This window comes from [Clostridium] saccharolyticum WM1 (assembly GCF_000144625.1).
GTDB lineage: Bacteria > Bacillota > Clostridia > Lachnospirales > Lachnospiraceae > Lacrimispora > Lacrimispora saccharolytica.
Genome location: NC_014376.1, coordinates 1,831,136 through 1,844,116 on the forward strand (window position 1 = coordinate 1,831,136; position 12,981 = coordinate 1,844,116).

Annotated in this window: 8 protein-coding genes; all 8 read left to right on the forward strand. The window is 45.6% G+C overall.

Going from position 1 to position 12,981, the window contains the following annotated elements; translation table 11 throughout:
- Positions 1–172 precede the first annotated feature (172 nt).
- The 8 genes from CLOSA_RS08695 (at position 173) to CLOSA_RS08730 (ending at position 12,930) form a co-directional block, all read left to right on the forward strand.
- The gene (locus tag CLOSA_RS08695; RefSeq protein WP_013272403.1) at positions 173–1,549 is read left to right on the forward strand and encodes an ABC transporter substrate-binding protein; all 1,377 of its coding nucleotides are present in this window, start codon (positions 173–175) and stop codon (positions 1,547–1,549) included.
- Between the two features lie 74 nt (positions 1,550–1,623).
- Entirely contained in the window at positions 1,624–2,517 is an 894-nt protein-coding gene (locus CLOSA_RS08700) for a carbohydrate ABC transporter permease (RefSeq protein WP_013272404.1), read from the forward strand.
- 1 nt (position 2,518) lies between these two features.
- The gene (locus CLOSA_RS08705) at positions 2,519–3,352 is read left to right on the forward strand and encodes a carbohydrate ABC transporter permease (protein ID WP_013272405.1); all 834 of its coding nucleotides are present in this window, start codon (positions 2,519–2,521) and stop codon (positions 3,350–3,352) included.
- A 90-nt stretch (positions 3,353–3,442) separates the two neighbouring features.
- Positions 3,443–6,472 (forward strand): glycoside hydrolase family 2 TIM barrel-domain containing protein, encoded by a 3,030-nt coding sequence (locus CLOSA_RS08710; protein ID WP_013272406.1) that lies wholly within the window; start codon positions 3,443–3,445, stop codon positions 6,470–6,472.
- 328 nt (positions 6,473–6,800) lie between these two features.
- Entirely contained in the window at positions 6,801–7,214 is a 414-nt protein-coding gene (locus tag CLOSA_RS08715) for a DUF3788 domain-containing protein (protein WP_013272407.1), read from the forward strand.
- A 253-nt stretch (positions 7,215–7,467) separates the two neighbouring features.
- Positions 7,468–8,955 (forward strand): aldehyde dehydrogenase family protein, encoded by a 1,488-nt coding sequence (locus CLOSA_RS08720; RefSeq protein WP_013272408.1) that lies wholly within the window; start codon positions 7,468–7,470, stop codon positions 8,953–8,955.
- A 481-nt stretch (positions 8,956–9,436) separates the two neighbouring features.
- Positions 9,437–11,179 (forward strand): ABC transporter ATP-binding protein, encoded by a 1,743-nt coding sequence (locus tag CLOSA_RS08725; RefSeq protein ID WP_013272410.1) that lies wholly within the window; start codon positions 9,437–9,439, stop codon positions 11,177–11,179.
- On the forward strand, positions 11,155–12,930 hold the full coding sequence (locus tag CLOSA_RS08730) for an ABC transporter ATP-binding protein (RefSeq protein ID WP_013272411.1): 1,776 nt from the start codon (positions 11,155–11,157) through the stop codon (positions 12,928–12,930). The genes CLOSA_RS08725 and CLOSA_RS08730 overlap by 25 nt, the downstream gene beginning before the upstream one ends.
- The last annotated feature ends 51 nt before the right edge of the window (positions 12,931–12,981 follow it).

The following is a 12,981-nucleotide window of genomic DNA, read 5'->3' on the forward strand; positions in this document are numbered from 1 at the left end:
TTCAAACCATTTCTCATGGAGAAGGCTGTTTTGAAATGATAATATAGTGATCAGAAATCGCTTTTCGTATTTCTGAAAAATGGCAGTGCATTTTCCTGCCGTCCATCTGATTATGAAAACGTCTTTTGGTTTTCATAATTACTATCATCAAAACAAGGGAGGTATTACAACAATGAGAAAACGAGTGTTGGCTTTGGGACTTTGTGCAGCAATGGCAATGGGAACTATGGCCGGTTGCTCCCCGTCAAAGGGAACAGCAGAAACCCAAAAGGAAGAAACTACGGCGAAAGGCCAGGAAGAAACTTCTGCTGAAGCCGGAAAAACAAAGGCAGCGGAAGACCTGGAAGGAAGTCTGGTATTTGCTATCTGGGATAATAACCTGATGGATTATATTGATGAAAATGATATGGTTGGGAAATTCCAGGAGAAATATCCCAATGCGGAAATTGAAGTAGAAAAGATCAAGGATGATTCAGAATACTGGAATTCCATGAAGATGAGGACATCGGCAAACCAGCTTCCGGATGTCATGTTTAATAAACCATTTACTTTATCCAGGTTTAAGGACTATCTGGTGGATTTATCCGATCTGGAAGCGTCAAAAAACAATGAGCTTGCTGCCGGATATGCAATGGATGGGAAGGTTCTGGGAATTCCCATGACAGCGGGTTATGAATATGTTTATTACTGGAAAGATATGTTTAAGGAAGCTGGCGTTGAGGTTCCCACAACCTGGGAGGACTTTGAAAAGGCAGCACAGACCCTTCAGGATTATTATGGGAAAAAAGACCCGGATTTCATGGCAATTGCGCTGGGAGCTAAAGACGAATGGCCGGATTATCCCTACATGGAATTCATGCCGGCACTTCAGGGCGGCAATGGACAGAACTGGAACGACATGGCAAAGACTGACGCACCTTTTGCAGATGGAACGGACATCAGCAAGGCGTATCATAAGGTATACCGTTTGTTCAGCAAGAATGTGTTCGGCAAAGATCCTCTGGGCATGGGAAATGACCAGGTAACCTCCCTGTTTGCCCAGAAAAAGGCAGCCATCATTGCTCTGGGTGACTGGGGTCTGCAGAATATTCAGAGCGGTACGGACGATGCTTCTGAGCTGGGTACCTTCTATCTTCCGGTAAGAGATTCCAAAGATGATCCTTTCCGCGTCATTGTACAGGGGGATTCTTTTATGGGAGTGACCACCCACAGCAAAAATCCGGAGTTGGCAAAGGCTTTCGTAGAATGGTTCTACAGCGAAGACTGGTATCCAGGATACATCAACTATGTGACCAGTGCCTCCTCCATGAAGAACTTCCCAAAGGAGAAGGATCCTATTCTGGCCCAGTCAGATGAGCAGCAGCCGGATAAGGAACTGGTTATGTATGACGGCGGCGGAGACGATTTCCAGGCAATCCAGAACGAAATCGCATTTGATTATAAGAAGCTTGGGGCTCAGATGTTTACCAAAGGCTTTGATCTTAAGGCGGAACTGGATGGGCTCAATACAAAATGGGCACAGGCCAGAACAAAGCTGGGTATTAAATAAACAGAATGGAAAGGGGGGCAGGGTGATGGAATCCTGCCCCCTTTTCCTCCAAGGACATATATCAGGAGGTTTCTATGAATTCACTGGAAAAACAGAAAAAAAGGTTTATTGTATGTTCCCTCGCCGTTCCCATGGCTTTGCTTATTGGATTTGTGGTGTTTCCGGCTTTTGACCTGATCCGCATGAGCTTTACAAACTGGGATGGATATTCCAAGACCTACGATGCCATTGGTTTTGACAATTACACTGCTATGTTCCGCAACAGGGACTTATGGCTGTCCCTTAGAAACAATGCGGTATATTTTTTCGGACATCTGATCTTCATACCTATTGAACTGATGTTTGCTGTTCTTTTGACCTCCAGGCTCAGGGCGGCAAAATTTTATAAAACCATGGTTTTTATGCCATATATCATCAATGGAGTTGCCATTTCCTACGCCTTTTCCTATTTCTTTTCCCCTATTAACGGAGCATTTGATGAGATCCTGACTGTATTCCATCTGGAAAATCTCATCAGGAACTGGCTGTCAGATCCTAAAATCGTCAATTTTGTCCTGACCGTTGTTTCATTATGGAGGTTTTCCGGGTACCATGTGATCCTATTTATGGCGGCCCTACAGTCTCTTCCCCAGGATGTGCAGGAAGCGGCCAGAGTGGATGGGGCCAATGCATGGCAGATGTTCCGGTACATCCAGATTCCTGCCATTATGCTCATGGTGGATTTTGTCCTTTTCGATAACATCCGGGGCGCCCTTCAGGTATTTGATATCCCTTATGTTATGACCAGCGGAGGACCGGGCTATGCCTCCTCCACCTTTACGCTTTATACCATTGATACGGCCTTTAAATACAGCAACTTTGGTCTTGCTTCCACCATGGCGGTAGCTATCATGATTATGATCGTGGTTATTTATCTGATTCAGAACAAGATCATTCACGGAATCATTCTGAAAGGGGGAAGAAAATAAGATGAAAACACGTACAATGGAACAAAGTTTCAAACAGATCATCTGCATAGGCATGGTTCTGGTCGTTCTTGCGCCCATTGCACTGACTTTGTTTGCAGCTTTTAAGACAAAGGCAGATATGGTAAATACATCCCCCCTGCTTCTGCCGCCGATGGATAGAATCACATTTACAAACTTTAAAAAGGTATTAGGAGATAAGTATCTGTTCATCGGCTTTAAGAATACGGGCATCATACTGGCAGTCAGCATTTTGTTTAATGTGCTGTTTGGCACCATTACTGCGTTTATATTGGAGCGTTTTGAGTTTAAGCTTAAAAAGGTGATTATGGGCCTTTTTTTCTTAGGCATGCTGATCCCCAGCTTTGTTACGGAAATTGCCAGATTTAAGATTATTAACGGCATCGGGCTTTACAATACCCTGGGTGCACCAATGGTAATCTATGTGGCGTCAGACTTAATGCAGCTTTACATCTACCGGCAGTTCATCTCGACCCTTCCGGTGTCCCTTGATGAAAGCGCTCTTTTGGACGGCTGTTCCTATTTCGGCCTGTTTACTAAGATTGTTTTCCCCCTGTTAGCACCTGCCACAGCTACGGTGGTGATCATCAAGGCCATTACCATCATCAATGACATGTACATTCCATACCTGTATATGCCTAAGAACCGGCTTCGGACCCTGACCACTTTTCTCATGAATTACGCCAATGCCCAGCAGGGTTCCTGGCAGAAGCTGGCGGCTGGTATCATTATCATCATGCTGCCCACCATCCTGATTTATATCTTTTTCCAGAAATACATTCTTGCAGGAATCGCTGCGGGAGCGGTAAAGGAATAATAGATACATAAATCGTAACTATGCAATGGATTCTTGATTCACAGTCGCTTATAATGGATCTGGAGCATTTATAAAAGGAGGTTTCTTACAATGGAACAGAAAACCGCAAAACTGGAATGGCTGGATGATCCACGGGTCTTCGCAGTGAACCGACTGGCTGCCCATTCCGATCACTCCTATTACGAGACAGAAGAGGAAGCGTTAAAGGGAAACATGGAGCTGCGCCAGTCCTTAAACGGCACATGGAGATTTTCCTTCGCGGAAAATCCCGCAGCAAGAAAGGAATTTTTCTACGAAAAAGATTTTAACCTGGACGGCTTTGGCACCATTGAGGTTCCGGGTCATATGGAGCTTCAGGGATACGGCGGCTGCCAGTATATCAATACCATGTACCCATGGGATGGTCTGGCTGACATCAGGCCCCCCTATACGGACAAACAGAACAATCCGGTAGGAAGCTATGTCAGAGAGTTTCAACTGGAAGAGCCATTGAAGGAAAAACGTCTGTACCTGTCTTTTCAGGGAGTGGAAACGGCATTTTACGTCTGGCTGAACGGTACCTTTATCGGGTATTCCGAGGATTCCTTTACTCCCTCTGAATTTGAAATAACCGAAGCGGTTCTTCCAGGTACCAACCGTCTGGCCGTGGAGGTATATAAAAGAAGCAGTGCAAGCTGGATTGAGGATCAGGACTTTTTCCGGTTCTCAGGGATTTTCCGGGATGTATATTTATATGCAGTTCCAAAATGCCATGTGGAGGATTTGTTTGTCCACGGAGATGTTTCGGATGATTACCGGGATGGCCTGTTCCGGGCAGAACTGACTCTAGCCGGGAAAACCGGAGGAAGGATCAGTGCCGTATTAAAAGACAGGGCTGGAGAGACGGCAGCGTCCTGGGAATCCGTACCGTCAGGGAAAACGGTGGAATTAACCTGCCGTATTCCCAATGTCCGTCTGTGGAGCGGAGAAGACCCTTACCGCTATGAACTTACCATCACCCTATACGATGAACAGGGAAATGGAATAGAGATCGTTACGCAGAAGGTGGGCTTCCGCCGCTTTGAACTGAAAGACCGTTTGATGTGTTTAAACGGAAAGAGGGTGGTATTCCGGGGAATCAACCGTCACGAATTTAATGTAAGAAGAGGCCGTTCCATTACAAAAGAGGACATGATGTGGGACATCCGGTTCATGAAGCGGCACAATATCAATGCGGTCAGAACCTGTCATTATCCAGATCAAAGCTTATGGTATGAGCTTTGTGACGAATATGGTATTTATCTCATTGATGAGGCAAATTTAGAAAGCCATGGTTCCTGGCAGAAGATGGGAGCCTGCGAACCTTCCTGGAATGTGCCCGGAAACCTTCCTGAGTGGAAGAATTGCGTGGTAGACCGTGCAAGATCCATGTTGGAACGGGATAAAAACCATCCCAGCATCCTGATCTGGTCCTGCGGCAATGAGTCCTATGCAGGTGAGGACATTCTGGCCATGTCGGAGTTTTATAAGGAGCGTGATCCTTCCAGGCTGGTCCACTATGAGGGTGTATTCTGGAACAGGGAGTATGACCGGACCAGTGATATGGAAAGCCGCATGTATGCAAAGCCTTGGGAAGTGGCGGAATATCTGGAGAAGGACCCTAAGAAGCCTTTTATTCTCTGCGAGTATATGCATGCCATGGGCAATTCTCTGGGAGGCATGAAGAAATATACGGATCTGGAAGATAAGTACGCCATGTACCAGGGTGGATTTATCTGGGATTATATCGACCAGTCTCTGATGAAGAAGGATACATACGGAAGAGAGCACATGACATATGGTGGGGACTTTGGAGACAGGCCTACGGATTACAGTTTCTGTGGAAACGGGATCGTCTACGGGGACAGGACCATTTCACCAAAGGCCCAGGAGGTGAAATACTTGTATCAGGACATCCGGCTGATCCCTGATTCCAAAGGTGTTTCCATTGAAAACAGAAGGCTGTTTACCGATACCTCTGACTTAGAGTTTGTCTATACAGTGTTAAAGAACGGGGAACCGGTTTATCAAAAGAGCTTTGAAGCATGGGTAAAGCCTTTGGATACAGGATATGAATCTGTCCCGGTACCGGATTTCACAGAGCCGGGAGAATATGTTTTCCAGGTTTCAGCTCTTCTTAAAAGTGATGCCTTATGGGCTGATTCCGGCTATGAAACAGCCTTTGGCGAGGCAGTTTCAGTAATAGAAGGACATAAGGAAAAATGCTGCGGACTGCCTTTGAAAGTAATTCATGGCGACGTCAACATCGGCGTTATGGGTGAGGGGTTCCGGATTCTGTTCTCCAGGCAGGAAGGCAGTATCGTTTCCCTGGTTTACGACGGAAACGAATGGATCGGAAGACCGATGATGCCGGTATACTGGAGGGCGACTACGGATAATGATAAAGGAAATAAATTTTCCGTGACAAGCTCTGTGTGGTATGGGGCAGGAAAGTTCCCTTATTACAGCAATGAGAATTGTGAGGTGGAAGAGAAGGAAGGAAGCATAAAGGTGACCTATACCTATGAGCTTACCACGGTTCCCAAGGCATCAGCAGAGGTTACCTACGAAGTGAATGGAAGGGGAACGATTCATGTAAAGGCCGTATTCCGGGGGCAAAAGGGATTGCCAGAGCTTCCTGCCTTTGGAATGAGGCTTATCACACCGGAAACAGCCAAGAAATTCACTTGGTATGGAAGAGGACCTGAGGAAAATTACTGCGACAGGAATGAAGGAGCGAGGCTAGGGATCTATGAGGATACGCCGGATAACAACCTTTCCCGTTATCTGGTACCTCAGGAGTGCGGTAACAGGACCGGAGTCCGCTGGCTCAAGGTATCGGACATGGACGGACATTCCATCAGCTTTTGCGCATCAGGCCAGGTGTTTGATGCTTCCGTACTCCCTTATACGGCGGAGGAACTGGAGGCGGCTACCCACAGGGAGGAGCTTCCGGTACCAAGATATACGGTAGTGAACATTTTAGGTGCCATGAGAGGAGTCGGCGGTGATGACAGCTGGGGAGCACCGGTTCACCAGGAGTACTGCATAAGTGGGGAAGAAGAGCTTGTAACTGAATTTACGATAGATAGAAGATCATAAATGCAAACGGCAGACGGCAGGAGTTTAAGTAAATTCTTCCGGTCTGCCGCTTTTTATTTTTCGCGGAAGGGAAATAAAAGCTGCTGATAAACATAATCAGAAAATCTCGTCCCTTTTTCCTGATATTATATTATAATAGAATTGAATCAGCAGTATACGGCAGAATGCAGAATGGGCTTCTGAGAGTATCGCCGTTCAATCTTAAAATCATGAACGGTGTGTCATGGTATACCGATTCATCAACAGTGACATATTGTTGTCATAATTGGGCTGGTATGATGCATGAGAAAAGTAGAAAATATAAAGATTGTTGAAAGAAGGGGATGCTATGCTGGAAAAAAAACCAACACAAGAAGAAATGACTTCCCTGATGGGAGAGGCTTTGTTTGAGTCATGGAAAATTCTTTGTGAAAGAATTGATGAGACGTATGATATGGAGCGCATGTGGAACAGCGGCGGAAAAGCCTGGAGGTACGAGTTTAAATACCGCAGGGGCGGGAAAACCCTCTGCGCGTTATATGCCAGAGAGAACTGTTTTGGATTCATGGTGATTATGGGTAAAGGGGAACGGGAAATTTTTGAACGGGAACGGCAGAACTATTCTACGGAAGTTCAGAAGGTATATGATGAATCAACAACCTATCATGATGGAAAATGGATGATGTTTTTTATAAAGGATCAATCGCTATTCGGTGATATGATGCAGCTGCTAAAGATAAAAAGAAGGCCCAATAAAAAGTGAAAAATAGCTGGAAAAAACCTTAAAAAATCCTATACGGGAAAAAGAAATAAAAACATTCAATCGCATTGATAAATGGAATCCAGTTTGAACGAATAGGTTTCTGAATGAATTGTTAAAAAGTAAAAAAGAAAGATAATTAAATAACAATAATGTGAAAAAAGTAACTAAATTGACAGATATAATCCTGAGGTATAATGAATACATAATTAAAGAATCCGGAACCATAAAATGTTAATAGAGAGGAGATAAAATTTTGCAGAATGTAGAGCTTCTAAAGAAATATCAGTTATTCATAGGCGGGCAATGGAAGGATGCTTCCGATGGAAAAACATTTCCGACAATCTGCCCGGCCGATGGGAGGGTGCTGACTGAGTGCGCTGAGGCAACAAAGGATGACGTGGATGAGGCGGTCCGGGAAGCATGGAAGGCATTTGAAACCTGGAAGAATGTACCGGTAAACCAGAGAGCTGCCATTCTGAATAAGATTGCGGATATCATAGATGCGAATAAGGAACATCTTGCCATGGTGGAAACCCTGGACAACGGGAAACCCATAAGGGAAACCTTGACGGTGGATATACCTCTTGGTGCCCAGCATTTCCGCTATTTTGCAGGCTGTATTATGGCGGAAGAGGGCAGTGCCAGTATACTGGGAGAAAATATCTTAAGTCTGATCCTGAAAGAACCGATCGGCGTGGTTGGGCAGATCGTTCCCTGGAATTTCCCATTCCTGATGGCAGCCTGGAAGCTGGCACCGGTACTGGCAAGCGGCTGCTGTTCCGTCTTTAAGACCTCCAGCACCACTTCTCTCAGCGTTCTGGAACTGGCAAGGCTAATCCAGGATGTGATCCCGGCCGGGGTGTTTAATGTGATTACCGGAGCGGGTTCCAAGTCCGGGCAATATATGTTGGAACATGAAGGATTCCGGAAGCTTGCATTTACCGGCTCAACGGAAGTCGGAAAGAACGTGGCCCTAGCAGCAGCGGAAAAGCTGATTCCGGCTACTTTGGAGCTGGGCGGCAAATCGGCTAATATTTACTTTGAGGACTGTGATTGGGAGATGGCCATGGATGGCTTACAGCTGGGGATTCTCTTTAACCAGGGCCAGGTATGCTGTGCGGGTTCCAGGGTCTTTGTGCAGGAAAGCATTTACGATAAGTTTGTGGAAGAAGCGGTTAAACGGTTTAACCAGGTAAAGGTCGGTCTTCCGTGGGATGAACATACCCAGATGGGAAGTCAGATCAGCAAAGGGCATATGAAGGATATTTTAAGCTACATAGAGATTGGAAAATCAGAAGGAGCGGCAGTGCTTTGCGGCGGAGAGCAGATTCTGGAGGACGGACTGGAAAACGGAGCATTTTTAAGGCCTACGCTCCTTGGCAATGTGACAAATGACATGAGGGTGGCACAAGAAGAGATCTTCGGACCTGTGGCATGTATCATTAAGTTTAAGACAGAGGATGAGGCCGTGGCTATGGCCAATGACAGCCAGTACGGACTGGGTGGAGCAGTATGGACCAGAGACATCAATCGGGCAATACGGGTTGCCAGAGCGGTGGAGACCGGACGTATGTGGGTTAATACCTATAATTCCATTCCTGAGGGAGCTCCTTTCGGGGGATACAAGACTTCGGGAATCGGCCGTGAGACACATAAGGTCATTCTGGAACACTACACCCAGACAAAGAATATCATGATCAATTTAACTGAATCTCCTTCCGGTTTTTATCCGGTTAAATAATTGGCAAGCAGGCAGAAAGCGGTTTTGCAGGATACAGTTCCAAAGCCGCTTTTTTGCATGGGAAAAGAGCTTGACCGGTTGGGAGAAATGTAATAGAGAAAGAAATGTGATATATTGCTTGACAAAATAAAAAATTGGCTGTATTCTAGTAATTGTACAATAAATACCAATAATTCCAAGAAAAGGAGGCAGAAACTATGAAACGTAACTTTGATGCAATTAGAAGGAATAGAATAGAGAATTTATTTTATATTCATCCAGTCTGCCTCAGTGAAGATAAAATCTTGTGATCATAAGTGTCACGGGATGAGTGTCAGCTCTATTCGGGAGCTGCTTCAATGAGTTTTTCCGCAGTCGGGATGGACTGCGGTTTTTTTTGTTATTTACCGAAAAAGACCGCTCTATGCAGTTTTTTTCGGTTTTTTTTACATAAAAGGGCGAATAACCCATTCATGCTTGCAGTAAATAAAGGAGGAAAAGTATGAAAAATCTATGGAAGTATGGAAAGAAGTACAGTTTTCTGTATGTTTTGGCGATTGCAGCTATGATCGTCAGCATTCTTTTGGATGCGGCGGCTCCCCAGATCACAAAGCATATCATTGACGATGTCATTGTGGGGGGAGAGATGCAGATTCTCATGAGGCTGCTTTTAGGGCTGGTAGGAATTGGACTTGGAAGAGCGGTGCTTCAGTACACAAAGGAATTTATTTTTGACTATGCCGCATCCGGGATTGGATGCAGCTTAAGGAAGGATTTATTTGACCACATCCAGACCCTGTCCATGGGGTATTTCGACAGCCACAATACAGGAGAATTGATGGCCAGAATCAAGGATGATGCGGAACGAATCTGGAATGCGTTCGGATTTGTGGGAATGCTGGTGTTAGAATGTTCCATTCACACCGTCATTGTTATCGTATGCATGTACCGTCTAAGCCCCATCCTTACACTGATACCGCTGGTAATTCTCCCCCTGATCGCCTGGTATGCGGTTAAAATGGAAAATGGTTTGGGAGAGGTTTACGATAAGATCAGTGAGCAGACCGCTGAATTAAATACGGTAGCACAGGAGAATCTGGCAGGGGTCCGTACCGTAAAAGCCTTTGCAAGAGAAGGTTACGAGATCGAAAAATTTAAGAAACACAATAAGCGGTATTACGATTTAAATATGAAGCAGGCCAAACTGATCGTCCGCTACCAGCCTAACATATCCTTTTTATCAAAGGTTCTTTTAATGGCAATTATTGTTATAGGCGGTATTTTGGTTATTCATGATAAGATGACCATTGGAGATCTGGGGGCATTTTCCGAGTATGCCAATAACATTATCTGGCCGATGGAAATGGTGGGCTGGCTCAGCAATGATATTGCAGCAGCGGTAGCCTCCAACAAAAAGATCAAAAAGATCATGGAGGAGCGGCCGGTCATCTGCAATCCGGAAAACCCGGTCCTGCCGGAGACGGTCCAGGGAGAACTGGCCTTTCAGCATGTGGACTTTGAGCTGGATGGAAAGAGTATTTTAAGCGACATTGATTTTACCTTAACAAAGGGCAAGACCCTTGGCATTATGGGAGTCACCGGTTCGGGAAAAAGCTCTATTGTCAATTTGATCGAGCGTTTCTATGACGTAACAAAGGGAAAAATCCTATTAGACGGGATCAATGTAAAGGATCTGCCTTTAGCATTTCTAAGGGGGCAGATATCGGTGGTCATGCAGGATGTATTCCTTTTTTCGGACAGCATTACGGAAAATATTAAGACTGGAAATAAGGATGCGACGGAATGGGAAAGCGTGCAGCAGGCCTCCATCTCGGCTGGAGCTGACGGCTTTATTCAAAAGCTTTCAGAACAGTATGATACGGTAATCGGCGAACGGGGAGTCGGACTCTCCGGGGGACAGAAGCAGAGGATCAGCATCGCCAGAGCCATTGCAAAAGAAACGCCTCTTTTAATTCTCGATGACTCCACCTCGGCTCTTGATATGGAGACAGAGAAGGAGATCGAGGCCCATCTTGCGGAATTAAAGGACAGTTCGAAAATCATTATCGCCCACCGCATTTCAGCTGTGCGCCGTGCCGATGAGATCCTGATCTTAGAGGAAGGACGGATCGTGGAACGGGGAACCCATGAGGAGCTTATGGAAATGCGTGGACAATATTATAAAACCTATCAGGTACAGTATGGAGAGGAGGAGATGAAATGGCAGTCAATTCAAGCAGAATAGATGAAGATCAGAAGGAAGTTTTTAAAAAGGATACCCTGCTTCGCCTGTATCGGTATCTCCTGGAATTTAAAAAGGAGATCATCATCGTTCTTTTTATCATGGCCGGTACCATAGCCATCAGCATGTCAGCACCCCTTATGATGGAATATGCCATCAATTCCTGTGTGGCTAATAAGGATATGGCAGGCCTTTTATGGCTGGGTTCTGGTGCAGCCGTGCTGTTCCTTTTATTCCTTGCAGGTACCAAGATACGCATGCGCCTTATGGCGGACGTATCCAACCGTGTGCTTTTGAATATCCGGGAAGAGCTTTATCAACATATTCAGACCCTTGGTTTTGGCTTTTTTGACAGCCGTCCTACGGGAAAGGTGCTTGCAAGGATTATTGGAGATGTAAATGCCTTAAAGGATGTGTTATCAGACAGTGTGACTCAGCTGATCCCGGACTTACTTACGGTCGTCTGTGTGGCGGTCATCATGCTGTTAAAGAATTACCGCCTGGCAATGGCGGCACTGCTGACCCTTCCCATATTGGCCGTGGGCATGTTTCTGATTGAAACTACAGTACACAGAAGGTGGCAGATCTACCGTAAAAAAACATCAAATTTAAATGCTTATGTCCATGAAGACTTATCCGGCATCCGGATTATACAGAGCTTTGCGGCGGAGCCGGAGACAAAAGAGGTATTTCATGACCTTGTTAACCAGCATTATAAATCCTTTATGGATGCGGTCATTGTGGCGGATGGCTTCGGACCTCTGGTTGAAATAACCTGGGGACTGGGCGGTTTCCTGCTGTATTTTATAGGAATCCGGATTGTTGGAGTGGAAAATATCGGAATCGGTACGTTTCTTGCGTTTTCAACCTATATCGCTATGTTCTGGAGCCCGATCCGGAATCTGGCTAACTTTTACAATAAACTGACCACCAACATATCCGCTGCGGAACGTATATTTGATATCATTGATACGGAAGCGGAAATAACAGATCAGGAGGGAGCCGTGATCTTACCGGAGATAAAGGGGGAAGTGGTCTTTGAGCACGTATCCTTTGCTTATGGAGATGAGCCGGACCGGCTGATTCTAGATGACGTAAACTTTACCGTTAAGCCAGGTGAAACCATTGCGCTGGTAGGACCAACTGGTGCGGGAAAGACCACCATTGTAAATCTGATCAGCCGTTTTTATGAAACCACCAGCGGTAGTATTTTCATTGACCGCCATGAAATCAAAGAAGTGACTTTAAAGAGCTTAAGAAGCCAGATGGGAATTATGACCCAGGATAACTTCCTCTTTTCCGGGACCATACGGGATAATATCAAATACGGTCGTCTGGAGGCTTCTGATGATGAGGTGATGGAGGCAGCGAAGGCAGTCAATGCCCATGAATTTATCATGAAGCTGGAAAATGGATATGACACGGTAATCAGCGAGAGAGGGGCAGGACTTTCCATCGGACAGAGGCAGCTTCTGGCTTTTGCAAGAACGATGGTGTCAAGGCCTGGGATTCTGATCCTTGACGAGGCTACCTCCAGCATTGATACCCATACAGAGCTTTTGGTACAGAAGGGAATTGATGCCTTATTAAAGGGCAGAACTTCCTTTGTCATTGCCCACCGCCTTTCCACTATCCGTAAGGCGGACCGCATTTTTGTCATTGATCAGGGAAATATCATGGAGTCAGGAAGCCACGAAGAGTTGATGGATCAGAAGGGGGCCTACTATAAATTATACCAAAGCCAGTTCTCCTAGTTAGGAAAAAGGATTGACCGGACGGTGGAAATGCAATAAAATAGGAGGCGA

What these genes read in the sequence shown, in the direction of transcription:
- CLOSA_RS08705 (WP_013272405.1), top strand. Translation starts at nt 2,519, where the DNA reads ATGAAAACACGTACAATGGAACAAAGTTTCAAACAGATCATCTGCATA.
- CLOSA_RS08700 (WP_013272404.1), top strand. Translation starts at nt 1,624, where the DNA reads ATGAATTCACTGGAAAAACAGAAAAAAAGGTTTATTGTATGTTCCCTC.
- CLOSA_RS08715 (WP_013272407.1), top strand. Translation starts at nt 6,801, where the DNA reads ATGCTGGAAAAAAAACCAACACAAGAAGAAATGACTTCCCTGATGGGA.
- CLOSA_RS08695 (WP_013272403.1), top strand. Translation starts at nt 173, where the DNA reads ATGAGAAAACGAGTGTTGGCTTTGGGACTTTGTGCAGCAATGGCAATG.
- CLOSA_RS08710 (WP_013272406.1), top strand. Translation starts at nt 3,443, where the DNA reads ATGGAACAGAAAACCGCAAAACTGGAATGGCTGGATGATCCACGGGTC.
- CLOSA_RS08725 (WP_013272410.1), top strand. Translation starts at nt 9,437, where the DNA reads ATGAAAAATCTATGGAAGTATGGAAAGAAGTACAGTTTTCTGTATGTT.
- CLOSA_RS08730 (WP_013272411.1), top strand. Translation starts at nt 11,155, where the DNA reads ATGGCAGTCAATTCAAGCAGAATAGATGAAGATCAGAAGGAAGTTTTT.